This is a genomic window from Serratia sp. NFX21, assembly GCF_048517035.1.
Lineage (GTDB): Bacteria > Pseudomonadota > Gammaproteobacteria > Enterobacterales > Enterobacteriaceae > Serratia > Serratia quinivorans.
Window position 1 is genome coordinate 815,112 of sequence record NZ_CP183196.1, and the last position, 23,308, is coordinate 838,419.

At 55.3% G+C, this 23,308-nt stretch carries 23 protein-coding genes and 1 tRNA gene; 10 read left to right on the top strand and 14 right to left on the bottom strand.

From position 1 onward, the window contains the following. The first annotated feature begins 154 nt into the window (after positions 1–154). Positions 155–901: a sulfite exporter TauE/SafE family protein gene (locus tag ACNT1W_RS03765; protein ID WP_012004767.1), complete on the top strand. Its 747-nt coding sequence runs from the start codon at positions 155–157 to the stop codon at positions 899–901. Positions 902–984: 83 nt separating this feature from the next. On the opposite strand, the gene ACNT1W_RS03770 is transcribed toward ACNT1W_RS03765, so the two are convergent. The 6 genes from ACNT1W_RS03770 to aspA form a co-directional block, all read right to left on the bottom strand. Continuing rightward, positions 985–1,060, bottom strand: a tRNA-Phe gene (locus ACNT1W_RS03770). Between the two features lie 159 nt (positions 1,061–1,219). Beyond that, positions 1,220–1,795 (bottom strand): transcriptional regulator, encoded by a 576-nt coding sequence (locus tag ACNT1W_RS03775; RefSeq protein WP_041418443.1) that lies wholly within the window; start codon positions 1,793–1,795, stop codon positions 1,220–1,222. A 40-nt stretch (positions 1,796–1,835) separates the two neighbouring features. Further along, a complete protein-coding gene (locus ACNT1W_RS03780) occupies positions 1,836–3,542 on the bottom strand; it encodes a protein-disulfide reductase DsbD (RefSeq protein ID WP_419246425.1) in 1,707 nt (568 codons plus the stop codon). Then, a complete protein-coding gene (gene cutA, locus ACNT1W_RS03785; RefSeq protein WP_012004868.1) occupies positions 3,518–3,841 on the bottom strand; it encodes a divalent cation tolerance protein CutA in 324 nt (107 codons plus the stop codon). The genes ACNT1W_RS03780 and cutA overlap by 25 nt, the downstream gene beginning before the upstream one ends. A 122-nt stretch (positions 3,842–3,963) precedes the next feature. Next, positions 3,964–5,265: an anaerobic C4-dicarboxylate transporter gene (locus ACNT1W_RS03790; protein WP_012004869.1), complete on the bottom strand. Its 1,302-nt coding sequence runs from the start codon at positions 5,263–5,265 to the stop codon at positions 3,964–3,966. A 125-nt stretch (positions 5,266–5,390) separates the two neighbouring features. Continuing rightward, complete coding sequence (aspA, locus tag ACNT1W_RS03795) at positions 5,391–6,827, bottom strand: aspartate ammonia-lyase (protein WP_017891347.1); 1,437 nt, start codon at positions 6,825–6,827, stop codon at positions 5,391–5,393. A gap of 345 nt (positions 6,828–7,172) precedes the next feature. Here aspA and ACNT1W_RS03800 point away from each other — a divergent pair, with 345 nt between their 5' ends. From ACNT1W_RS03800 to ACNT1W_RS03815, 4 genes are all read left to right on the top strand, one after another. Further along, complete coding sequence (locus ACNT1W_RS03800; protein ID WP_017891348.1) at positions 7,173–7,664, top strand: FxsA family protein; 492 nt, start codon at positions 7,173–7,175, stop codon at positions 7,662–7,664. A gap of 185 nt (positions 7,665–7,849) precedes the next feature. Next, positions 7,850–8,143, top strand: coding sequence for a co-chaperone GroES (locus ACNT1W_RS03805; protein ID WP_012004872.1), 294 nt, complete (start codon positions 7,850–7,852; stop codon positions 8,141–8,143). 44 nt (positions 8,144–8,187) lie between these two features. Continuing rightward, positions 8,188–9,834 (top strand): chaperonin GroEL, encoded by a 1,647-nt coding sequence (gene groL / locus ACNT1W_RS03810; protein ID WP_012004873.1) that lies wholly within the window; start codon positions 8,188–8,190, stop codon positions 9,832–9,834. Between the two features lie 242 nt (positions 9,835–10,076). Beyond that, on the top strand, positions 10,077–10,421 hold the full coding sequence (locus ACNT1W_RS03815; RefSeq protein ID WP_012004874.1) for a DUF4156 domain-containing protein: 345 nt from the start codon (positions 10,077–10,079) through the stop codon (positions 10,419–10,421). Between the two features lie 79 nt (positions 10,422–10,500). Here ACNT1W_RS03815 and epmB read toward each other — a convergent pair whose 3' ends face one another. Next, on the bottom strand, positions 10,501–11,529 hold the full coding sequence (gene epmB, locus ACNT1W_RS03820; protein WP_012004875.1) for an EF-P beta-lysylation protein EpmB: 1,029 nt from the start codon (positions 11,527–11,529) through the stop codon (positions 10,501–10,503). Positions 11,530–11,571: 42 nt separating this feature from the next. On the opposite strand from epmB, the gene efp reads away from it, so the two are divergent. The 4 genes from efp (at position 11,572) to sugE (ending at position 13,126) form a co-directional block, all read left to right on the top strand. Next, positions 11,572–12,138: an elongation factor P gene (gene efp, locus ACNT1W_RS03825; RefSeq protein WP_004952647.1), complete on the top strand. Its 567-nt coding sequence runs from the start codon at positions 11,572–11,574 to the stop codon at positions 12,136–12,138. A 70-nt stretch (positions 12,139–12,208) separates the two neighbouring features. Then, positions 12,209–12,337 carry an entericidin A/B family lipoprotein gene (locus ACNT1W_RS03830; RefSeq protein ID WP_012004876.1) on the top strand — a complete coding sequence of 43 codons (129 nt, stop codon included), beginning with the start codon at positions 12,209–12,211 and terminating at the stop codon, positions 12,335–12,337. Between the two features lie 122 nt (positions 12,338–12,459). Further along, a complete protein-coding gene (locus ACNT1W_RS03835; protein ID WP_012004877.1) occupies positions 12,460–12,591 on the top strand; it encodes an entericidin A/B family lipoprotein in 132 nt (43 codons plus the stop codon). Positions 12,592–12,808: 217 nt separating this feature from the next. Continuing rightward, entirely contained in the window at positions 12,809–13,126 is a 318-nt protein-coding gene (sugE, locus tag ACNT1W_RS03840) for a quaternary ammonium compound efflux SMR transporter SugE (protein ID WP_017891350.1), read from the top strand. A gap of 43 nt (positions 13,127–13,169) precedes the next feature. On the opposite strand, the gene frdD is transcribed toward sugE, so the two are convergent. From frdD to frdA, 4 genes are read right to left on the bottom strand one after another with little or no spacing between them, the layout of a single operon-like run. Further along, the gene (gene frdD, locus ACNT1W_RS03845; RefSeq protein WP_085119381.1) at positions 13,170–13,529 is read right to left on the bottom strand and encodes a fumarate reductase subunit FrdD; all 360 of its coding nucleotides are present in this window, start codon (positions 13,527–13,529) and stop codon (positions 13,170–13,172) included. 12 nt (positions 13,530–13,541) lie between these two features. Beyond that, on the bottom strand, positions 13,542–13,934 hold the full coding sequence (gene frdC, locus ACNT1W_RS03850; protein WP_017891351.1) for a fumarate reductase subunit FrdC: 393 nt from the start codon (positions 13,932–13,934) through the stop codon (positions 13,542–13,544). 15 nt (positions 13,935–13,949) lie between these two features. Further along, complete coding sequence (locus ACNT1W_RS03855; protein WP_012004881.1) at positions 13,950–14,684, bottom strand: succinate dehydrogenase/fumarate reductase iron-sulfur subunit; 735 nt, start codon at positions 14,682–14,684, stop codon at positions 13,950–13,952. Continuing rightward, positions 14,677–16,473 (bottom strand): fumarate reductase (quinol) flavoprotein subunit, encoded by a 1,797-nt coding sequence (gene frdA, locus ACNT1W_RS03860; RefSeq protein WP_419246426.1) that lies wholly within the window; start codon positions 16,471–16,473, stop codon positions 14,677–14,679. Before frdA ends, ACNT1W_RS03855 begins: the two co-directional genes overlap by 8 nt. Positions 16,474–16,858: 385 nt before the next feature. On the opposite strand from frdA, the gene epmA reads away from it, so the two are divergent. Further along, complete coding sequence (epmA, locus tag ACNT1W_RS03865; RefSeq protein WP_012004883.1) at positions 16,859–17,836, top strand: elongation factor P--(R)-beta-lysine ligase; 978 nt, start codon at positions 16,859–16,861, stop codon at positions 17,834–17,836. Positions 17,837–17,905: 69 nt separating this feature from the next. Here the strand turns inward: epmA and mscM are convergent, their stop codons facing one another. The 3 genes from mscM to rsgA all read right to left on the bottom strand — a co-directional run bounded on the left by mscM (position 17,906) and on the right by rsgA (position 23,288). Further along, entirely contained in the window at positions 17,906–21,253 is a 3,348-nt protein-coding gene (gene mscM / locus ACNT1W_RS03870) for a miniconductance mechanosensitive channel MscM (protein WP_012004884.1), read from the bottom strand. A 13-nt stretch (positions 21,254–21,266) separates the two neighbouring features. Next, positions 21,267–22,163 (bottom strand): archaetidylserine decarboxylase, encoded by an 897-nt coding sequence (asd, locus tag ACNT1W_RS03875; protein WP_041418445.1) that lies wholly within the window; start codon positions 22,161–22,163, stop codon positions 21,267–21,269. Positions 22,164–22,238: 75 nt separating this feature from the next. Next, entirely contained in the window at positions 22,239–23,288 is a 1,050-nt protein-coding gene (rsgA, locus tag ACNT1W_RS03880) for a small ribosomal subunit biogenesis GTPase RsgA (protein WP_012004886.1), read from the bottom strand. Between the last annotated feature and the right edge of the window lie 20 nt (positions 23,289–23,308).

A 23,308-nucleotide genomic window follows, 5' to 3' on the forward strand; every position in this document is an offset into this window, starting at 1 on the left:
GTCCTTAAACGTCGTCGCGCTCTATTGTGATCTGCCTATAGTAACATCAACGGTCAGGTGGTCAAAAACGCCCCCGTGGACTAAATTTTGCCGGGCTAAGGCAGAAGGTTTTACCTTTTGGCTCAATAATGTTCATGGATTGGGAACAGCTAATATGCAAGAAACCTTAACGCTCTCCGGTTATCTGGTGCTGGCAGCCACACTATTAGTGGCTTATGTGATTTTCGGCATCGCCGGTTTTGGTTCCGCGCTAGTCGCCAGTCCGATAATGGCGCTTTATATGCCGGTGGCGAAAATCGTCCCGTTGCTGGCACTGCTGGATATGTGCGCGGCGATTGTTAACGTCAGTCGCGACGGGCGGAATGCTCAATGGCCTGAATTAAAAAGGCTGGTCCCACTGATGATTATCGGCAGCCTGTTGGGGGCGGCGATCCTGTTGAAGACTCGACCAGAAATTCTGTTGCTGGCGCTGGGGATTTTTGTGGTGTTTTACGCGCTCTATTCACTCAGTGGTTTAAAGCCCGCTCGGCAATTTTCACCCAGGGCGGCGGTGCCTTTTGGTTTGGTGGGGGGGATATTCAGCGCGCTCTTTGGTAGCGGTGGCTTTATTTATGCCATCTATCTCAGTGGCCGGATTGAGAAAAAAGAAGCTTTCCGTATAACCCAAACCACTCTGATTGGTATGAGTACCCTGACTCGGGTGGTCATTTTTGCTCTGGCCGGTGTTTATCTGGACGTTGACTTATTACTGCTGGCGCTAGTGCTGGTGCCGGGCATGCTGGTGGGGATTACCCTGGGCCGTTACTTCACGTTGAAGATGTCGCGTGAGCAATTCCTCAAACTTATCAATGTGATCTTGTTGGCTTCCGGCGCTATGTTGATTATTAAGTACTTTAGTTGACGGCGATGGCGGGGCGAGTCTGTCGATGAAGAGTACTACCCCTGAAAAGCAAAAAACCCGCCATAGGCGGGTTCTTCTAAAGATGGTGCCCGGACTCGGAATCGAACCAAGGACACGGGGATTTTCAATCCCCTGCTCTACCGACTGAGCTATCCGGGCAACGCGCAGCATTAAACCGTATTGGCCGAAGGCAGTCAACGGCTTTATGAATGAAATCAGGTAAAACGCGTCTGGTTGCTGGCTTTTCGGTCAAAGGGCGCAAAAATTGCGCCGGGTTGGCCAAAATTCTGCGGCGGCGGTGCACCGCCGCACACTGAATTAACTTAACGCCCCGTTTCTGCGGCACTGAGCTACCTGCAAGATGTCTTCCGCCAGCCGCTTGGCCACGGAAACGTCCTGTAGCTGGCGTTTTATCAGCAGTTTGCTCAGGCAACCTTCCTGGATCAGCTCCATCTGTTGTGCCACCATATCGGCGTCATCGGCATCCATTTCACGCAGCAAATCGCGGGTCAGATCCAGCGATGTCAGCTTCTGTTGCTCTGCCAATTGGTGGATAGGGTGATCCACCTCCGGGAAAAAGCTGCAGGCAGCGATAAACAAACAGCCGGGATAGCGGTCGTGTTTGACGTACTCTGCCAAAACGTCATAGCGCGCCAACAGTTTTTGCTGTGGGCTTAGAGTCTCGTCCAGCAGCAACTGGCGACGCCAGGTGTCAATTTGCTGACCATGATAGCGCAGGCAGTCATACAGCAGCGCTTCACGATCCGGCCAGAACCGTTTCAGGTCGCCCGGCTGCACATCGAGTTTATCCGCCAGCATTTCCAGTGTGGTGGTCGCCAGGCCCTGTTGTTCCAACAGCCCCAGTGCCGTATCAAGGACGTGTTCACGTTGCACTTGTGCTTCCTCCAAATTCGGTTCCGATCCTCAGTGTTATTTATTGCACCGTTTTCTGCAAATGCTCGTTGAACGCCGCGGCATCCATAAATCCGGTAACCCGTTGGCTGGTTGACTCTTGCCCCGTGCCGTTAAAGAACAGAATAGTTGGTAATCCCAGGACTTTCAGGTGTTTAAGGAGCGCGACCTGCTCGGCATTGTTGGCCGTGACATCCGCCTGCAGCAGCACGGTGTTGGCAAGCGCGGCCTGAACGCGCGTATCGCTGAAGGTATATTTCTCGAACTCCTTGCAAGCGACGCACCAGTCGGCGTACAGATCCAGCATCACCGGTTTCCCCTGCGCCTGCTGCAGTGCAGCATTGAGCTGATCTACATTACTGATACGCGTGAAGTTCAGGTGTTGTACCGCTGCCTGCTGCGCGCTGCTGGTGCCAAAGGCCCAGTCTTGCAGCGGTCGCGCAGCAATGACGGCCGCAGCCAGCAGCAGTAATTGCAATGCCCGTACCCAGCCGCGGGAGGTCTTCAGGCTCAGCGCGAAGGCCCAGCCGAAGAACGCCAGGCCAAGCAGGCTCCACAGCCGTAGTCCCCACACATCACCGATCACTCGTTCCAGCAGGAATACCGGCAGCGCCAGGATCACAAAGCCGAACGCCTCTTTGACATACTGCATCCATGGGCCACTGCGTGGCAACAGACGGTTACCGAACAGGGTCACCAGCACCAGCGGGATGCCCATCCCCAGCGCATACAGATACAAAGTGCCACCGCCGGCCCACATATTGCCGCTTTGGGCAATGTACAACAGGATGGCGCTGAGCGGCGCTGTGGTGCAAGGGGAGCATATCAGCCCGGCCAGCGCGCCCATCAGGAATACGCCAGGCAGCGAACCGCCTTGTTGGCTATTGCTCCAGCCCGCCAGCCGGGTTTGCAGTGAAGAAGGTAACTGCAGCGAATACAGACCGAACATCGACAGTGCCAGCGCGATAAACAGCACTGACAGGCCGATGAGCACATACGGATGTTGCAGCGCTGCCTGGAATTGCAAGCCGGCGGCGGCAACCACCAAACCCAGCAAGGTGTAGGTCAGCGCCATGCCCTGTACGTAAACCACCGCCAGTGCCAGTATACGTCCGCTGCTGTGCGGTTTTTCACGCCCAAGAATGATGCCGGAAATCAGTGGATACATCGGCAACACGCAGGGGGTGAAAGCAATGCCAATACCAATCAGCAGTGCCCACAGGGGGGAGAATGGCAGACTGGCCGGCACCGGTTCTTCTGGTGCGCTGACTGGCAGTGCGGTTGTGGCACTTACCGCATCCAGCGGGATGACCCGCGTTTCCGGCGGATAGCAGAAACCTGCTTCGGCGCAGCCCTGATAAGTCACGCTCAGGCTGGCACCGCTGGTGGCCTGCTGCAGTGGGATCGGCAGATTCAGCTGCTGTTTGAAAATAGAGACTTCGCCGAAGAATTCATCCTTGTGGCTCAGCCCGGCCGGTAGCTCAAAGGAGCCTAACCTTGCCTGCTGCGGCACCAGCTTGATTTGCTGGCGATAGAGGTAATAACCGGGGCGAATTTGCCAGTTCAGCGTCAGCTGGTGGTCTTGCTGCTTAAAATCGAAGGCAAACGCTTGATCGACCGGCACGAATTGGGTGCCGCCGTTAGGGGCGAACAGCGATGCCTGAGCCGCCTGTGGCAAAAAAAACAGGCTGCAAAGCAGGAATATCAATTTAATGAGGCGTTGATCCATAACAGGTAGTCTTTATCTCCAGCCATCACCGGCAGCACCAGCAGCTCGGGCGTTTGATACGGGTGATGTTGTTTCAGGTAGTTGAGCAGGGCGTCTTGATGGCTGCGTTGGCTTTTAAACAGCATCTGCACTTCGTACTCCTGTTCCAGTTTCCCTTCCCAGTAATATAACGATGACGCGCCGGGCAGCAGCGTGACGCAGGCCGCCAGCTTTTCCCCCAAAACCCGGGCCGCCAGGTCTTGAGCCGTGGCTTCATCGGGTGCGGTGCAGAGTATGACGACAGCTTCGCAATCAGACATCTTCAGCCCTCTCATCGAGATTATCAGTGGGCACTATACCTTGAAGGACGGTCGGCTAGAAGGCGAGTTTATCGCCAGTGGGGCGGGTTGGGGAAACCGGGGCCGTAGCCCCGGTGAAAGCATTACAGCATGACGCTGCCCAGCAGGAAGCCGAACAGCACCGCCAATATCACCCCGATGGTGCCGGGAATAAAGAACGGGTGGTTAAACACAAAGCGGCCGATACGTGTGGTGCCGGTGTCATCCATCTGTACTGCGGCGACCAGCGTAGGGTAGGTCGGCAGGATAAACAGCCCGGAGACGGCGGCAAAGGACGCGACGGCGGTCAATGGCGAGACGTTCAGTGCCAGTGCCATTGGCATCAGCGCCTTGGCGGTGGCGGCCTGAGAGTACAGCAGCGCCGAGCAGAAGAAGAAAATCACCGCCAACAACCACGGGTGTGATTGGATCACGCTGCCTGCGGTATCTTTGATCCAGTCGATGTTGGCCTGCACAAAGGTGTCACCCAGCCAGGCCACGCCCAGAATACAGATACAGGCGCTCATACCGGCCTTAAAGGTGCTGGAGTTGAGTACCATATCGGTATCGACTTTACACAGTAAGGTGGTCAGGGTGGCGACGCTCAGCATGATGATCAAAATCGCGTTGGTGGTGTTCATCAAGGGTTTGGCCACCAGGCCCAGACCCGGACTGTTGATAATGGCGTAGGCCACCACGCACAGCACGCCCAGCAGGAACAGCAACACAGACACTTTGGCGCGCGGTTTGATTTCCATCACTTTGTTGCCGCGCAGGGTGACCAGGCCTTCTTCAAGGCGTTTCAGGTAAACCGGATCGTCAGACAGTTTGGAGTCAAACAGCCAGCTTACCAGCAGCGACATCAGTACCACGGCGCAGAAGGTCGAAGGCATCACCACCATCAGCAGGTGCAGGTAGCTGACGCCGTGACCTTCCATTACTGAGGACATGTAGACTACCGCTGCGGAAATTGGCGAGGCGGTAATGGCAATCTGGGCGGAGACCACGGCGGTAGACAACGGGCGGCAAGGTTTGATGCCCTGTTCTTTCGCCACTTCTGCAATCACGGGCAGAGCGGAAAGCGAAATGTTGCCGGTACCGGCGAAGATGGTCAGAAAATAGGTGACGATCGGTGCCAGAATGGTGATGTGCTTAGGGTTCTTGCGCAGCAGTTTTTCCGTTTGCTGAACCAGATAATCCATGCCACCGGCGACCTGCATTGCCGAGATCGCGGCAATGACGGCCATGATGATGGATATCACGTCGAACGGAATGCTGCCCGGCTTCACGCCAATCAGCGCCAGGACTAAAACCCCCAGCCCTCCTGCAAATCCAATTCCGATACCGCCCAGCCTGGCCCCTAAAAAAATGGCCAGCAGAACGATAACCAATTCTACGGCTAACATAGTGTCTACTCCTTAAAATAAGATTATTTGAAAATAAAAAGTTAAAATTTTGTGGGCGATGGAAAGTAAAAAGGCACGCTATCCAGAGGATTTAGCGTGCCTTTTTGGGCTACCGGGTGTATCTGTTATTGTTCATTTTCATCCGTATAGCGTTTGGCTTTATAGGCTGGGTGCATCAGGTTCTCCACGGAGAAGATGTCATCCAGCTCGGCTTCGGTCAACAGACCGCGTTCCAGCACCACTTCGCGCACGCTCTTGCCGGTTTCAGCACAGATCTTCCCGACGATGTCACCATTGTGGTGGCCAATGAACGGGTTCAGATAGGTGACGATACCGATGGAATTGAACACGTAGTGCTCACACACTTCTTTGTTCGCGGTGATGCCGTTAATGCATTTTTCCAGCAGGTTATAGCAGGCGTTGGTCAGGATATGGATTGACTCAAACATGGCCTGGCCAATCACCGGTTCCATTACGTTCAACTGCAGCTGGCCTGCTTCGGCCGCCATGGTAACGCAAGTGTCGTTGCCAATCACCTTGAAACATACCTGATTGACCACTTCCGGGATCACCGGGTTGACCTTGGCAGGCATGATGGAGGAGCCGGCCTGCAGTTCCGGCAGGTTGATCTCGTTCAGACCGGCGCGTGGGCCTGAAGACAGCAGGCGCAGGTCGTTACAGATTTTGGACAGTTTGACCGCCAAACGTTTCAGTGCGCTGTGCACCATAACGTAGGCGCCGCAGTCGGAGGTGGCTTCGATCAAATCTTCGGCCGGCACGACCGGCAGGTTGCTGACTTCAGCCAGTTTCTGTACCGCCAACTGCGAGTAGCCTTCCGGCGTGTTCAGCGCGGTACCGATAGCGGTGGCACCCAGGTTCACCTCCAGCAGCAGCTCGGCGGTGCGATGCAGGTTACGGGTTTCTTCTTTCAGCAACACGCTGAACGCATGGAATTCCTGGCCCAGTGTCATAGGCACCGCGTCCTGCAACTGGGTACGACCCATTTTCAGGATGGTTTCGAACTCTTTGGCCTTGTGGTCAAAGCCTTCGCGCAGTTGGTTGATGGCGTCGATCAGCTTTTGGTTGGAAGCGTAAACCGCAATGCGGAAACCGGTAGGGTAGGCGTCGTTGGTGGACTGGCATTTATTGAGGTGATCGTTAGGGTTCAGGTATTGGTATTCGCCTTTCTGATGACCCATCAGTTCCAGACCGATATTCGCCAGCACTTCGTTGGTGTTCATGTTCAGCGAAGTGCCTGCACCGCCCTGGAACACGTCTACCGGGAACTGATCCATGCATTTGCCTTTATCCAGCACTTCATCACAGGCCTGGATGATGACATCGGCGATTTTGCGTGGGATGGTTTTTAGTTCTTTGTTCGCCAGCGCAGCGGCTTTTTTTACCATCACCATGCCACGGACAAACTCGGGCACGTCACTGATTTTGCTATTACTGATATAAAAATTTTCAATCGCACGCAGAGTGTGAACACCGTAATAGGCTTCTGCGGGGACTTCACGTGTTCCTAACAGGTCTTCTTCGATACGAATGTTATTTGACATGAGAACCTTCTTTATATTGCTGCCGAATTAATTAATTGTCAGGTAACCAAATTATGTTGCCGAAGGCTTCAGGCGTGAAACGATTAACCACCGTGCCCGTTGCTGCCCAGATCATATGCTGGTTAGTAATAAATGACTGAATCCAGATCACCTTCTGAGCCTTCTAAAATCACGTGTTTCCCGTTCTGTGATCTCATTCACGTTTACTAACTTTAGCAATAAAAAAGAGCCTTTGGTTGAAATGGCCGTCGGCTGACCCCATTGTATTTAGGTCGGCCGTTTACCGGCCCCTTTTTCGCGTTGTCGCCACTGTGCGGCAACGTAGATCTGCCAGAGGAGAACCAGGTGCGCTGGTTACCGTTACTGCTGATATTTTTATTGGCTTACATAGAAATATCGCTATTTATCAAAGTCGCTGCCGTCATGGGCGTAGCGATCACCCTGTTGTTGGTGGTGTTTACCTCCTGCGTCGGCATTTCGCTGGTGCGTAATCAGGGCATGAAAACTTTCATGCAGATGCAACAGAAGCTGGCCGCGGGTGAAAGCCCGGCGGCGGAAATGGTGAAGAGCGTTTCACTGGTACTGGCAGGCTTCCTGCTGCTGGTGCCGGGATTCTTTACCGACTTCCTTGGCCTGTTGCTGCTGCTGCCGCCGGTGCAGAAGTCGTTGACGCTGAAGCTGATGCCGCATCTTTCCGTCTACCGTCCTGGCGGTTGGGGAACGGGTGGTGATGCTGCCAACGGCAACACCTTTGACGGTGAGTTTCAACGTAAGAGTGACGATCGTTATACCCTGGGAAGCCAGCCTGAAGATCGTGACAAACCTAACGACAGATAAAGAAACGCGGCCCAGGCCGCGTTTCTTGTATCCGTAGCTCAGTTTTGCCATCAAAAGCGAAAATTTTTTTGGCTGCCCCCTTGAAGGGGGATGGAATGCCCCCATTTCAAATCCCACGAGGCCGGTAATCATAATCCGGTGACAACCCTAAATCTGATAGAGACCTTCTTACAGGAGAGCGTTCAATGAGTATTCGTCCATTGCATGACCGCGTTATCGTCAAGCGCAAAGAAGTTGAATCAAAATCTGCTGGCGGCATCGTTCTGACTGGCTCTGCAGCGGGTAAATCTACTCGTGGTGAAGTAGTAGCAGTGGGTAAAGGCCGTGTGCTGGAAAACGGCAACGTCCAACCACTGGATGTGAAAGTTGGCGATATCGTTATTTTCAACGACGGTTACGGCGTGAAAGCAGAGAAGATCGACAATGAAGAAGTGTTGATCATGTCCGAAAGCGACATTCTGGCAATTGTTGAAGCGTAAGAACGCTTTATCTTCTGAACTGAACGAGTTGAAGGGAAATACCAATGGCAGCTAAAGACGTAAAATTCGGCAATGACGCTCGCGTGAAAATGCTCCGCGGTGTGAATGTTCTCGCTGATGCAGTAAAAGTGACCCTGGGCCCGAAAGGCCGTAACGTAGTGCTGGATAAATCCTTCGGCGCTCCTACCATCACTAAAGATGGCGTATCTGTTGCTCGTGAGATCGAACTGGAAGACAAGTTCGAAAACATGGGTGCGCAGATGGTGAAAGAAGTTGCCTCTAAAGCGAACGACGCTGCGGGCGACGGTACCACCACTGCAACCGTACTGGCTCAATCCATCATCACCGAAGGCCTCAAAGCAGTGGCTGCCGGCATGAACCCAATGGATCTGAAGCGCGGTATCGACAAAGCGGTTATCGCCGCTGTTGAAGAACTGAAAAAACTGTCCGTACCTTGCTCCGACTCCAAAGCCATTGCTCAGGTTGGTACCATCTCTGCAAACTCCGACGAAACCGTGGGTAAACTGATTGCAGAAGCGATGGAAAAAGTGGGCAAAGAAGGCGTTATCACCGTTGAAGAAGGCACCGGCCTGCAAGACGAGCTGGACGTTGTTGAAGGGATGCAGTTCGACCGCGGTTACCTGTCTCCGTACTTCATCAACAAGCCAGAAACCGGTTCTATCGAGCTGGAAAGCCCGTTCATCCTGCTGGCTGACAAAAAAATCTCCAACATCCGTGAAATGCTGCCAGTACTGGAAGCCGTGGCGAAAGCCGGCAAACCACTGCTGATCATTGCTGAAGATGTTGAAGGCGAAGCGCTGGCTACCCTGGTGGTTAACACCATGCGCGGCATCGTGAAAGTGGCTGCGGTTAAAGCACCTGGTTTCGGCGACCGTCGTAAAGCCATGCTGCAGGACATCGCGACCCTGACTGGCGGTACCGTTATCTCTGAAGAGATCGGCCTGGAGCTGGAAAAAACTACCCTGGAAGATCTGGGTACGGCCAAACGCATCGTTATCAACAAAGACACCACTATCATCATCGATGGTAATGGTGAAGAACCTGCGATTCAGGGCCGTGTGTCCCAGATCCGTCAGCAGATCGAAGAAGCAACTTCTGATTACGACCGTGAAAAACTGCAAGAGCGCGTAGCGAAACTGGCTGGCGGCGTTGCGGTAATCAAAGTCGGTGCTGCTACCGAAGTTGAAATGAAAGAGAAGAAAGCTCGCGTTGAAGATGCTCTGCACGCAACCCGTGCTGCAGTAGAAGAAGGCGTGGTTGCTGGTGGTGGTGTTGCACTGATTCGTGCAGCGTCCAAACTGAGCGAACTGCGTGGCGTGAACGAAGATCAGAACGTGGGTATCAAAGTTGCGCTGCGCGCAATGGAATCACCACTGCGTCAGATCGTTCTGAACTGCGGCGAAGAGCCATCTGTTGTTGCCAACACCGTGAAAGCGGGCGAAGGTAACTACGGTTACAACGCAGCAACTGAAGAATACGGCGACATGATCGCGATGGGTATCCTGGATCCAACCAAAGTAACCCGTTCTGCTCTGCAGTACGCGGCTTCTGTGGCTGGCCTGATGATCACCACCGAGTGCATGGTAACCGACCTGCCAAAAGGCGACGCACCTGATTTAGGTGGTGCTGGCGGTATGGGTGGCATGGGCGGCATGGGCGGCATGATGTAATCATCCCCCACGCTTGCGTGTGCAGAAGCCCCGGCCAATTGGTCGGGGCTTTTTATTTGCGTGCTTTGTCGCACGGCATTTGATGATATTTTTGCAGACCGGGCTGATTTAGCTGGTAAACTGATAGTTCATCAGCCGTCGCTCAAGACGTTGGCCAGCTACCAGTGGCAACGGATGCTTAAGAGATGGCAACGCTTTCTGATAAGCTTTTGCGGAATTCTCAATATCATATGGGGAACAAGATGCGGATTAAAGCCTTACTGGGTCTTTCGGCAGCCGTGCTGCTGGCAGGCTGCAGCAGCACCAATGAACTGTCCGCCGCAGGCCAGCAGGTTAAATTTACCGACACCAAACCGGCAGCAGAATGCCAGCTGGTGGGCGAAGTGACGGGTACCCAGAGCAACTGGTTGTCCGGTAACGGTGGTGAAGGCAGCTCCATGCGCGGTGCGGCAAACGATCTGCGTAACAAGGCAGCGGCGATGGGCGGCAATGTGATTTACGGCGCAACCAGCCCAAGTCAGAACCTGCTTTCAAGCTTTGCTCCGCTGGACAGCAAAATGGCCGGCCAGGTTTATAAGTGCCCGTAACGGCCTAATGAACAACGCGTAACATAAAAAAGAGGCATGCTCCGGCATGCCTCTTTTTGTATCTGCAATATACCGCTAATCAGTCTTGCATCAGGTGCAGATCGAGAGGGGTTTTGCTTGGCTTACCGCCGACCTCACGGGTCAAGCGTGGCACCATATAGCCGGAAATCTTGCCCAGCAGCGCTTGCATGATAGTGCGTGCCTCATCATCACTGACCATAAAGTGTGCAGCCCCCTGCACCTTATCCAGTACGTGGATGTAATAAGGCAGAATGCCTGCGTCAAACAACGCGTTGCTCAGTGCCGCCAGCGTATCGGCATCGTCATTAATACCGCGCAGCAGCACGCTTTGATTCAGTAGCGTGACGCCAGCCAGACGCAGTTGCGCCATGCTGGCCTGCAGTTCGCGGTCAATCTCATTGGCATGGTTGATGTGCGTGACCATCAGCACCTGCAGGCGCGATGCCGACAGCCGCCGGCACAGCTCCGGTGTAATTCGCGCGGGGATAACCACCGGCAAGCGGGTGTGAATACGCAGACGTTTTAGATGCTCAATGGCTTCCAGTTCACCGATTAGCCAGTCCAGCTCATGGTCTTTTGCCATCAGCGGATCGCCACCCGAGAAAATAATCTCATCGAGTTCCGGGTGTTGGCGGATATAATCCAGCGCCTGACGCCAGTTGGCCTTATTGCCCTGGTTGTCCTGATACGGAAAATGGCGGCGGAAGCAGTAGCGGCAGTTGACCGCACAGCCGCCCTTAACCAGCAGCAAAGCACGATTACGGTATTTATGCAGCAGCCCCGGCACTACGCTACGCTGTTCATCAAGCGGATCGGTGGTGAAGCCAGGCGCATTGATGAATTCTTCGCTGGCAGTCAGAACCTGGCGCAGCAGCGGGTCATTGGCATCGCCAGGCTGCATGCGGGCTACGAAAGAGCGGGGGACGCGCAGCGCAAACAACCGACGGGCTTCACGGCCCTGTGGCAATTCCGGATGCGTATTCAGTGACAAAAGCTGCAGTAATTCATCGGGATCGGTAATAACATCGGCGAGTTGATGCAACCAATCTTCTCTATATGCCGTATTTTGGGTTATAATGTGTGCCATTTTTTTGGCTAAGCTACCAGTTTAAATATTCAGAGGGCCATCATGGCGACTTATTCTAGCAACGATTTCCGTCCGGGTCTTAAAATCATGTTCGAGGGCGAGCCTTACGCTATCGAATCCAGTGAGTTTGTTAAGCCGGGCAAGGGCCAGGCGTTTGCGCGCGTTAAAATGCGTCGCCTGCTGACAGGCAGCCGCGTAGAGAAAACCTTTAAATCTACAGACTCTTGCGAAGGTGCAGACGTTGTAGATACCAACATGAACTACCTGTACAACGACGGTGAGTTCTACCACTTCATGCACCCTGAGACTTTCGAGCAGCACGGTGTTGAAGAGAAAACCGTATCTGACGCGGCAAAATGGCTGCAAGATAACGCAGAATGTATCGTTACCCTGTGGGACGGTCGTCCTATCGCTGTTCAGCCACCGAACTTCATCGAAGCTGAAATCACTGATACCGATCCTGGCCTGAAAGGCGATACTGCCGGTACCGGCGGCAAGCCTGCGACCCTGAGCACCGGCGCCGTGGTTAAAGTGCCATTGTTCGTACAGATTGGCGAAGTTGTCCGTGTTGACACCCGCTCTGGCGAATACGTATCACGCGTAAAATAAGTTTCAATACAAAGGAGCCTCGTTGGGCTCCTTTGTTTTATCCCCGCAAATTGTTGGCAGAATCTGCATAATGAAGAAAACTCTGTTGGCCGTTATCTCCCTGTTGCTACTGATGTCCCTTAGCGGATGTAATACTTTCCGTGGATTCGGTGAAGACGTTCAGCATCTTGGCGGCGCTATCTCGCGTACGGCCAGTTAATAAGTATCAAATGCACTAATGTATTAGTGCGAAATAAGACCATTCTAAACAGCAACTCTCGCTGATATTTACTAAGCTTAGAAAGCCGTACTTTTTCATCACTGACAAATAAGGGCTTTCATATGCTGAAGAAAAGTATTATCGCGATTTTCTCTTTGATGTTCTTGGCCTCATTGACCGCATGCAATACCACTCAAGGCGTGGGCGAAGATATTCAGGCTGGTGGTAAGGCCATCCAGCGTAGCGCGGAATAACCCACCTTGCTGATTTCTGCGGTATTCCGCGAACGGCCGCAAAAGGGCATCGTCGTGGGATACCGCTTTCTCCGCTGAGCCTTTCCCGGCAGGCACCTTTGTGCTGTTATCCTCCCTGGCTGCAGGTATAATCTCCGGGCATATCACAACGCTAAACGGGACGACCTGTTTACGCATCTGTATCCGGGGACGACCCCATGGTAATGGAGCCTGTTTCATGGCTTGGATTATTCTGCTTATTGCCGGTTTGCTTGAAGTAGTGTGGGCTATCGGTTTGAAATACACCCACGGTTTTACCCGTCTGACCCCCAGCCTTATCACTATTGCCGCCATGGTGGTCAGTATGCTGTTGCTGGCACACGCCATGAAAACGCTGCCGGCCGGCACGGCCTACGCGGTCTGGACCGGTATAGGTGCGGTAGGTGCCGCGATTATGGGGATGGTGCTACTGGGCGAATCAACCAATATCGCACGCATTCTCAGCCTGTGCCTGATCGTTGTCGGCATACTCGGGCTGAAGTTCAGCAGCCATTAAGAGATGTAAAAGGCGGCCAACGGAAGTGGCCGCCAGAAGAGGCTTACAGAGTCACTACGCCGATCACGGTCACTACGCTGAGGATGGCAGCCAGGCCGTAGAAGACCCATTTGCCGGCCGGCACATGGATTTTCAAATCGTGCATCGCATGGTGGATACGGTGTAAACCGCACCACAGCGGCAGGATAATCATCAGCAACAGGAACAGGCGGCCGATCAGGCTCTGGCAGAAGGCCAGTACGCGGTCATAGCCCAGCGCATCGCCTGGGAATAACCCCAATGGCAGCAGAATGCCGACCAGCAGCACTATGGCGGGGGCGATGATGGCTCCCCACATGCCGCCGGCGCCGAATAATCCCCAGAAAACCGGTTCGTCTGAGCGTTTAGGTGCTTGATTTATCATGTTTCCTCCGGATTACACCAAGGCCACGGCCAGAATGACCACGCTGGCAACTATCGTCACCGCCCATAGCGTTTTCACTATTGGCCCCGGGCCCATTTTCTCGCTGTTAACCACAATATTGGCGGCTTTCGGCGCCAAATCGAACCAGGTCTTGGTATGCAGCAGTGCGGCCAGTAGTGCGACGAAGTTAATCAGCAGCACCAGTGGGTTTTGCAGAAAACCGACAAAACCGGCCCAACTGTCCACTCCGCCTTTTAGCGCAAAGACGCCGTAGATCAGCACAATACTGAACCAGACCGCCGGCACTGAGGTGCCTTCACGCAGCATATAGAAACGGTAGAAGCCGAGCTTTTGCCACCAGGTCGGCGTCATGGTGCGCACATAGGGCTTACGTTGTGTTGTCATTGCTGTTTATCTCCCTTATTGCGGCTTCAGCATGGCGATCATGAAGTCTTTGGCACTTTCCACCTTGCCCTGCTGGATGGCAGCGGCCGGGTCGACGTGCTTCGGACATACTTCAGAGCAGTAACCGACAAAGGTACAGCTCCAGACGCCATTGTCACCGTTGAGCTGCGCCATACGCTGTTTCTGGCCGTGGTCGCGGTTATCCAGGTTATAGCGGTGCGCCAGGGTGATCGCCGCCGGGCCGATAAACTCAGGGTTCAGGCCGAACTGCGGGCAAGCGGCATAACACAGACCGCAGTTGATGCAGCCGGAGAACTGGTGATACTTGGCCATCTGCGCCGGAGTCTGCACGTTAGGGCCATCTTCCGGCTTGCGGTTATTGCCGATGATGTAAGGCTTAATCGCCTCCAGACTTTCGATAAAGTGGGTCATGTCGACCACCAGATCGCGCTCAATCGGGAAGTTGCCCAGCGCTTCGACCTTCATGCCGCCAGTGTACTCGCGCAGGAAAGTTTTACAGGCCAGCTTTGGTACCCGGTTGACCATCATGCCGCACGAGCCGCAGATCGCCATACGGCATGACCAGCGGTAGGAAAGGTCGGGGGCCAGGTTATCCTTGATGTAGCCCAGGGCGTCGAGCAACGAGGTTTGTTCATCATAAGGCACCGCGAAGGTCTCGAAATGCGGCTCAGAGTCGCGTTCCGGGTTATAGCGCATGACCTCGATTTTCAGGGTGTTCATCTCAGCCATTTGCCTGCTCCTTATCCTTTTTATCCTGCGCTTCGGCTTCAGCGCCGTAAACACGTTTGGCCGGTGGCAGTTTGGTGATCTTCACGTCGCTGTATTCCAGGCGTGGTGCGCCGTTCGGGTTATGGAACGCCAGCGTATGCTTGAGGAAATTCACGTCGTCACGTTCGGTACAGCCTTCGTCCAGACGCTGGTGGGCACCGCGGGATTCTTTACGGTTGAAGGCAGAATGCGCCATGCATTCGGCCACGTCCAGCCCGTAACCCAGCTCGATGGTGTAGAGCAGATCGGTATTGAACACGCTGGAGCTGTCGGTAATTTTGACGCGCTTGAAGCGTTCTTTCAGCTCGGCCAGTTTATCGACGGTTTTCTGCATCAGTTCCGGCGTGCGGTAAATACCGCAGCCTTCTTCCATCGACATGCCCATCTCGTCGCGGATTTTGGCCCAGTTCTCGTTGCCTTCCTGTTTCATCAGGTTGCTCAAGCGGGTTTCGACGTCGCGCCCTTGTGCATCCAGAGCACTACCGTTCGCCGGGCCGGTTTCCAACGCGCGGCGAGCGGCTTGTTCACCGGCTACCCGGCCGAACACCACCAGTTCCGCCAGCGAGTTGGAACCCAGACGGTTGGCGCCGTGCAGGCCGACGGAGGAACATTCACCGACGGCAAACAGCCCTTTGATACGGGTTTCGCAGTTTTGATCGGTTTCAATGCCGCCCATGGTGTAGTGCGCGGTCGGACGTACCGGGATCGGCTCTTTCACCGGGTCGACGCCGACATAGGCCTTGGCCAGTTCACAGATGAACGGCAGACGTTCCAGCAGTTTCTTTTCACCCAGGTGGCGCAGGTCGAGATAAACCACGTCTCCGCGCGGGGTAGCAACGGTACGGCCGGCACGCCATTCATGCCAGAAAGCCTGCGAAACCTTGTCGCGCGGGCCCAGTTCCATGTATTTGTTCTTTGGCTCACCCAGCGGGGTTTCCGGCCCCATGCCGTAGTCCTGCAGGTAGCGGTAGCCGTCTTTGTTTACCAGAATGCCGCCTTCGCCACGGCAGCCTTCGGTCATCAGGATACCGGAGCCCGGCAGGCCGGTAGGGTGATATTGGACGAACTCCATATCACGCAGAGGTATGCCGTGGTGGAATGCCATGCCCATGCCATCACCGGTGACGATACCGCCGTTGGTGTTGTAGCGGTACACGCGGCCGGCACCGCCGGTAGCCATGACTATCGCATTGGCACGGATCTGCACGCGGGTGCCTTCCATCATGTTCATCGCCACCAGGCCGCGGGCCTGGCCGTCATCCACCAGAATATCCAGCACAAAGTGCTCGTCGAAACGCTGGATTTGCGGATATTTGAGCGAGGTCTGGAACAGGGTGTGCAGCATGTGGAAGCCGGTCTTGTCGGCGGCGAACCAGGTGCGCTCAATCTTCATGCCGCCGAAGCGACGTACGTTGACTGAACCGTCCTCTTTACGGCTCCATGGACAACCCCATTGCTCAAGCTGGGTCATTTCGCGCGGGCAGTTGTGGACGAAATGGTCGACCACGTCCTGTTCACACAGCCAATCGCCACCGGCAACGGTGTCGTTGAAGTGGTAGTCGAAGCTATCGTGATCCTGAGTGACGGCGGCGGAGCCTCCTTCAGCGGCCACCGTATGGCTGCGCATCGGGTAGACTTTTGAGATTAGCGCGATTTTCAGTTGGGGGTTGGCTTCCGCTGCGGCTATTGCTGCACGTAAACCAGCACCCCCGGCCCCAATAATGGCAAGATCGGCGTTAAAGGTTTGCACTGCATTCCTCCAATATTCTTGTTAAGAACGGCAAATTAAATATCTATGCTTAATATTTATAAAAAACTTCGGGTGCTAACTAACTGAGTTTATTGTCGTTGCATTAATACTAAGGATAGATATCTCCCACCAATAATGTGGAATTAACTATACCTAAAGTTAAGTAGAAGAAATTTGATGTGATCGATTGTTTTGCCTTTTAACCGCCGGCCGGGAGGATAATTTACCGCAGGCAGGATTTAACGTTTATTCACCTTTTATTAACCTTATTACTAACTATTTATCAGGTAATGTCGCGGTTAAAAGTCCAGGGCCTGTTAAGAATTTGTTTGCATGCCGGGATACGAGTAGACTGCATCCCCTGTTTGATTTCGGAGTAATTACCATGAGCGAAACGGCAAGCTGGCAGCCAAGTGCACCCATCGCCAATTTGTTGAAGCGCGCAGCGATCCTGACTGAGATCCGGCGTTTCTTCGCCGATCGTGGCGTATTGGAAGTTGAGACGCCAACCATGAGCCAGGCGACGGTCACCGATATCCACCTGTTCCCGTTCCAGACGCGTTTCGTCGGGCCCGGCGCGGCGGATGGCCTGACGCTGTACATGATGACCAGCCCGGAATACCACATGAAGCGCTTGCTGGCGGCGGGCAGCGGTCCGATTTATCAGATGGGGCGCAGTTTCCGTAATGAAGAAGCCGGCCGTCACCACAACCCGGAATTCACCATGCTGGAGTGGTACCGCCCGCATTACGACATGTACCGTCTGATGAATGAGGTGGACGACCTGCTGCAGCAGGTGCTGGATTGCGACAGCGCGGAAACCCTGTCCTATCAGCAGGCTTTCCTGCGCCATCTGGATATCGATCCGCTGTCAGCGGAGAAGGCACAACTGCGTGAAGCGGCGGCCAAGCTGGATCTGAGCAACATTGCCGATACGGAAGAAGATCGCGATACGCTGTTGCAGTTGCTGTTCACCGTCGGCGTGGAGCCGCACATTGGCCGTGACAAACCGGCGTTCGTTTATCACTTCCCGGCCAGCCAGGCGTCGCTGGCGGAGATCAGTACCGAGGATCACCGGGTGGCGGAGCGTTTCGAGGTTTACTTCAAAGGCATTGAGCTGGCGAATGGCTTCCGTGAACTGACGGACAGCCGCGAACAAGGGCAGCGTTTTGCCCAGGACAACCGCAAGCGTGCGGAACGTGGCCTGCCACAGCACCCGATTGATAACAACCTGCTGGATGCTTTGCAGCACGGCATGCCTGAATGCTCAGGCGTGGCGCTGGGGGTTGACCGTTTGGTGATGCTGGCGCTGGGTGCCGAGAGCCTGAGTGAAGTGCTGGCGTTCCCGGTCGATCGCGCATAACTCTCGACGCGGCACTATCACTATAAGAAAAGGGTTCGGCCATGGCCGAACCCTTTTTGCATTCTGCGCTTACAGACTGCCTGATTCGCGTTTGGTGTTCGGCGGCGGGGTGGACGGCGGCGTACGGCCATTGCTGGTCAGGCGTGAGAGCGTCTCGCTGCGTACCTGGAACGGTGGGTATGGCAGCGTAATGCCGTGTTCGCGATAACCGTCCAGAATCAACTGATGGATCTCGTGGCGTAGCGGCATGCGGTGGCCCATCTCGGCGGCATAGATACGCAACTCAAAGATCTGGATGCCCTGCTGCAGATCGACCAAATACACCTCTGGCGCGGGGGTATCGAGCACCAGTGAACAGCGTTCGGCAGCGTTGGTCAGGATCTTGGTCACCTCTTCGCTGTTGGCATCCCCTGGCGCTGGCACGGTCAATACCACACGGGTCAGGTTATCCGACAGCGACCAGTTAATGAACTGTTCGGTGATAAAGGCCTTATTCGGCACGATGATCTCTTTGCGATCCCAGTCCGAAATGGTGGTGGCACGGGTGTTGATCTTGGTGACGCTGCCGGTCAGATTACGGATCGTCACGGTATCGCCAATGCGGATCGGCTTTTCGAACAAAATGATCAGGCCGGAGATAAAGTTGGAGAAGATCTCCTGCATACCAAAGCCCAACCCCACGCTGAGCGCGGTCACTACCCATTGCAGTTTCGACCACTCAATACCGATCCAGGAAAAACTCAGTACTGCGCCGAACAGCAGCAGCAGGTACTTGGTAATGGTGGTAATGGCATAGCCGGTACCCGGCGTCAGATCCAGATGCTGCAGCACCGCCAGCTCCAGCAGAGCCGGTAGATTACGCACCAACTGCATGGTGACGATCAGCACTAAAATGGCGATCAGCACCGCGCCCAGGGTGATGGGGTGTGGGGTATCCACGCCGTTAACCGTGGAGCTGACGTTCCACAGGGTGATGTTTTCAAGGAAAGCGAAGGCGGAATGGATCTCCGACCACAGGACGATCACCGACACCAGCGCGATCATGGTCAGGATCGAACGCACCAATCGCAGCGACTGGGCGCTGATGGTGTCCAGATCGATCTCCGAATCATCCATGTCCATCGAGCCTTCGGTACTGTTAGGCGTATGCGGCGTTTCCTCTTCGCCTCTGGCGCGCTGTGCCAGGATATCGGCGCGGCGTTGCTTGGCGCGGTCGAAGGCGATGCGCCGCCGTTGGATCAGCATCCAGCGACGGATAATATGGTAAATCACCAACAGGAAGAACCAGATGGCTACCGAGGTTTCCAGACGCGCCAGCAGCGCCTGCGCCGTGGTCAGGTAACCGACGGCCGAGGCCAGCGCAGCCAGCACCGGAGCCGACAGCAGCAGCCCCCACAGCGCGGTGTTGACCATGTTCTCGCCGGAGCCTTTCTTGTCCAGATACAGCGGGATACCGGCACGTTTCAGGCTGTTGGTTACCAGGGCCAATGCCAGACACAGCAAGATAAAGCACAGCCGGCCGAGAGTGCTGGCAAATTCGCGCTCTTTCAGGCTGTCGAAGGTAATCAGCGCCATGATCAGCGGCACGATCAGCCAGATCGACATCTTGTAGTAACGCATGGCGCGTGAAACCTGCTTCACCGGCCAGCGGAAGTGCACGATAAACAGCCCCTGGGGGTGGGCAAAGGCGGCGCAGATCATACAGACCCACAAGATCGGCAGCGTGGCGGTGACGCCCTTGCCGATGGCTTCGGCTACCGGATAGTTCCAGGCACTCTGCAGGCCAAAACCGAGCGCCGCCCACAGCACCGGCAGTGGCAGCGCCACCAGAATCGACCAGAACACGGTGCGAACCGTCAGGAAAAACTCATCCTGGGTAACTTTGCCGACCCGGCTGCTGGCCCGGGTCAGGAAGGCGTGGTAGTGCTTGCGGGAACTGATGCTGAAAATCACCAGCAGCAGGGCGCCGAAGATGGGGATTAGCGTTTCCTTGCTGGTCACCATCATCATAAAGGCGCCGCCGAGTTGTGACAGCGTATCCAGTGACAGTAACACAGTGAGATCGTGCGCCACGTTAATCGGGTAGGACAGGTTGATCGGATTAATGTCCGGCACCCAGAACAGATAACGGTGGGTGGCGTCCCGGATTTCGTTCAGGGCCTCAATCAGCTGGGTGTTGGCCACTTTCAGCTTGGTCAGCTCGAGAATTTGGGTATCGCAGCCGGAAAGCAGTGAATTGAGCAGTTCGCGCTGGGTACGCAACTGGGCGTCGACGATACGCCGTTCCGCGCTGGTCAGTTCGCTACCGTCGTCGCGTTTAAACTCCCGCTGTGAGAGCTTCTCCAGTTGGCTTTCAAACTGCAGCCGCTGTACACGCAGCTGAGCCATATCGCCGTCCAACTGCTGTGGCTTGGGCATTTCCGGCAGCGTCGCCACCTGGGCGCGCAGGGTTTCTCCCAGTGCGGACGAGGAGCCAAGCCATTGGGCCTGTTCGATGATGGTGCTTAATGCCTGGCGCACCTGCAGCGTTTGCGCGGCAGCCTGACGTTGTTGGGATGAGATCAGATCCATGCGCTGGGCCTGATTGTTCAACGCGGCGGAAAGCTCACGGTTGATCTGTAGCTGCCGGCTGATGCTTTTTGGCAGGTCACCGTTCTGCTCGGCCAACTGTTCGGTTTTTTCCAGTGCCAGTTCGGCTTCACGTTGCCGCTGGGCATTGAGGTTATTGCGCAGCGCCTGCAGTTGGATGTCGATCTTCTCGTGGCGCTTTTTATAGACCTCAGCGCGCATTCGCGCTAGTTCCTGACGATTATTGGCCGACAGTTGTGCCAGCTCGAGTTCATCGACTTTGGCCTTGCGCGCAGCGGCTTCGGTTTGCAATAGCGCCAGTGCGGCCTGAGCATGCGGGGTGGTTGGGTTAGCGGGTTGAGCCTGCAGACGGCGCTGCACTTCCGTCAGCGCCCGGCGAGCGTCGGTCTGCTGCTGAGGCAATTGGCCGAGAGAGTCGCTGATTTCCCGCGTTCGCTCCTGCTCCTGTTGCAGCAGACGGGCCTGTTCCAACAGCAGGCTGCTGGTCTGCAGGATCTGCTGCTCCAGATCGCTGGCCGGCAGGTTGTCGCCATTCGGCAGGATCTTGCTTTCTTCAATGACCAACTGACGACGCAGTTCCTGCGTCATCTTCGGGAAATCGTCAATCACCCGCTGATACTGCTCAACACGCGTCAGCGACTCTTTGCGTTCCGATAACCAGTTGAGGGCGCTTTGCAGCGCCTCAGTGGTTTCCGCCTGATTAGGCGCGTTTTTGTTGCCTTCCGCCTGCTTCAGCTCTTGCTTGAGCTGTGTTTCGGTAGGCACCGCGGCGGCCAGCACCGGTTGAGACAGTAAACAACCGAGCAATAGCGTGATAATCAGGCGCACAGTAACAATTCCCTTAGATCTGCGTTGTTTCAGCGGCGACAGATGCAGCCGGGATTTCTGCGAAGGCTTCGCCCATACGGGTCACGGTGCCGTTGTTCAACTGCGGGGCAAACTGCACGCTGCCTGGGGTAAACAGGTTGATGACCGTCGAGCCGAGCTTGAAGCGGCCCATTTCTGCCCCTTTCTCCAGTGCGATAGCGCCTTCAGTGCCTTCTGCCGGATAGGTCCAGCGCTTGATGATGCCTTCGCGCGGCGGTGTAACGGTACCGGCCCAGACGGTTTCGATGCTGCCGACGATGGTGGCACCCACCAGGATCTGCACCATAGGCCCGATAGCGGTATCGAATACGCAGATCACACGCTCATTGCGGGCAAACAGGTTTGGCACGTTGGCCGCGGTCAGCGGGTTAACAGAAAACAGGTCGCCCGGAACATAGATCATTTCGCGCAGTACGCCATCGCATGGCATATGCACACGGTGATAGTCGCGAGGTGCCAGGTAAGTGGTGGCGAACAGGCCGTTGCGGAACGGCTCAGCCAGCATGTAGTTGCCGGCCAGCAGCGCCTCAAGGCTGTAGTAATGACCTTTAGCCTGGAAAATCTGGTCGTCGTTGATTGGGCCGAGTTGGCTTATCGCGCCATCTGCAGGCAGCGCCAGCCAGTGGGTGCCATCGACGATCGGACGTGCGCCGTCACGCAGGGGGCGAACAAAGAAGTCGTTGAAGGTCGCATAAGAGGTCAGGTCAGGATTTTGTGCTTCCTGCATATCCACGCGGTAATAGCGGGCGAAGCCCTTCACCACTAGCTGGGTCAGCCAACCGGCTTGTTTATCTGCGCCCCAGCCGGCCAGGCGCGTCAGCGCCAGCTTGGGTAACCAATACTGCAATTTAATTTTGATGCTATCCAGCACATTAACCTCGTGAATCGGGGTAAAGGGCGCGCATTGTAACCGTGGCTCCGCCACAGTCAACGCCGCCCGGTATTATCAGCCTGCGGCGTCGGTGAAGTTCTTGCGAACCTTCACTGAGGCCATGCTTTCCAGAATGCGATGGTAGTTTTCGAAACGCTCTTTCGCGATATCGCCTTTCTCCATCGCCCCGCGGATGGCGCAGCCTGGGTCGGTATCGTGGCGGCAGTCGCGGAATTTGCAACCGCCCAAATAGTCACGGAATTCGACATAGGCTTGAGTCACTTGTTCCGGCTCCAGATGCCACAGACCAAACTCACGCACACCCGGTGAATCGATCACATCGCCGCCGTGTTGGAAATGGTACAGCCGCGCAGCGGTGGTGGTATGTTGCCCGAGGCCAGAGACATCGGAAACCTGATTTACCAGAATTTGCTTATCGCTCGGTGGCAGCAGGGCGTTCAGCAGGCTGGATTTACCCACCCCGGACTGGCCGGCAAAGATACTGATACGGTCGGCCAGCGCTTGTTCAAACGCCTCCATGCCTTCACGCGTCTGGCTGGAGACTTCCAGCACCCGATAGCCGATATGACGGTAGATATCCATCATCCCGTCGACGGTCTTGCGTGCTTCGGCATCCAGCAAATCGATTTTGTTCAGTACGATCAGCGGTTCGACTTCCAGCGTTTCACAGGCCACCAGATAGCGGTCGATCATATTCAGCGACAGCTCTGGCAGGATGGCGGAGACGATGACGATCTGATCGATATTGGCGGCGATGGGCTTCACGCCGTCGTAGATGTCGGGGCGGTTCAGTACGGAAGTGCGTTCATGCACGGCCTCTACGATGCCCTTCACCCCGGCATGGGTGCCGACGCCAGGGCGCCATACCACACGATCGCCGGTCACCAGCGAACGTAACGTACGGCGGATGTTACAGCGGTGCTGAGTGCCATCCGCTGCTTCAACGTCGGCGTGCATGCCGAAACGACTGATGACGATGCCGTCCTGCGGCTCACCCAGTTGGGAATCATCCAGTTCCGGTTTGTTGTCAGTGCGCTTCAGGCGACGTTGATGGTTCGCCTGCACGCGGCGTTCTTGACCTTTGGACAGTTTGTTCTTGCTCACTGCGCCTCACTTGAATCCGC

Bases quoted from the DNA above. Each gene is read 5' to 3' on its own strand.
- groL (WP_012004873.1), top strand. From the start codon at position 8,188: ATGGCAGCTAAAGACGTAAAATTCGGCAATGACGCTCGCGTGAAAATG.
- ACNT1W_RS03835 (WP_012004877.1), top strand. From the start codon at position 12,460: ATGCTGAAGAAAAGTATTATCGCGATTTTCTCTTTGATGTTCTTGGCC.
- ACNT1W_RS03780 (WP_419246425.1), bottom strand. From the start codon at position 3,542: ATGGATCAACGCCTCATTAAATTGATATTCCTGCTTTGCAGCCTGTTT.
- ACNT1W_RS03830 (WP_012004876.1), top strand. From the start codon at position 12,209: ATGAAGAAAACTCTGTTGGCCGTTATCTCCCTGTTGCTACTGATGTCC.
- cutA (WP_012004868.1), bottom strand. From the start codon at position 3,841: ATGTCTGATTGCGAAGCTGTCGTCATACTCTGCACCGCACCCGATGAA.
- frdC (WP_017891351.1), bottom strand. From the start codon at position 13,934: ATGACAACACAACGTAAGCCCTATGTGCGCACCATGACGCCGACCTGG.
- efp (WP_004952647.1), top strand. From the start codon at position 11,572: ATGGCGACTTATTCTAGCAACGATTTCCGTCCGGGTCTTAAAATCATG.
- aspA (WP_017891347.1), bottom strand. From the start codon at position 6,827: ATGTCAAATAACATTCGTATCGAAGAAGACCTGTTAGGAACACGTGAA.
- ACNT1W_RS03765 (WP_012004767.1), top strand. From the start codon at position 155: ATGCAAGAAACCTTAACGCTCTCCGGTTATCTGGTGCTGGCAGCCACA.
- ACNT1W_RS03815 (WP_012004874.1), top strand. From the start codon at position 10,077: ATGCGGATTAAAGCCTTACTGGGTCTTTCGGCAGCCGTGCTGCTGGCA.
- ACNT1W_RS03790 (WP_012004869.1), bottom strand. From the start codon at position 5,265: ATGTTAGCCGTAGAATTGGTTATCGTTCTGCTGGCCATTTTTTTAGGG.
- sugE (WP_017891350.1), top strand. From the start codon at position 12,809: ATGGCTTGGATTATTCTGCTTATTGCCGGTTTGCTTGAAGTAGTGTGG.
- frdD (WP_085119381.1), bottom strand. From the start codon at position 13,529: ATGATAAATCAAGCACCTAAACGCTCAGACGAACCGGTTTTCTGGGGA.
- epmA (WP_012004883.1), top strand. From the start codon at position 16,859: ATGAGCGAAACGGCAAGCTGGCAGCCAAGTGCACCCATCGCCAATTTG.
- epmB (WP_012004875.1), bottom strand. From the start codon at position 11,529: ATGGCACACATTATAACCCAAAATACGGCATATAGAGAAGATTGGTTG.
- ACNT1W_RS03855 (WP_012004881.1), bottom strand. From the start codon at position 14,684: ATGGCTGAGATGAACACCCTGAAAATCGAGGTCATGCGCTATAACCCG.
- ACNT1W_RS03805 (WP_012004872.1), top strand. From the start codon at position 7,850: ATGAGTATTCGTCCATTGCATGACCGCGTTATCGTCAAGCGCAAAGAA.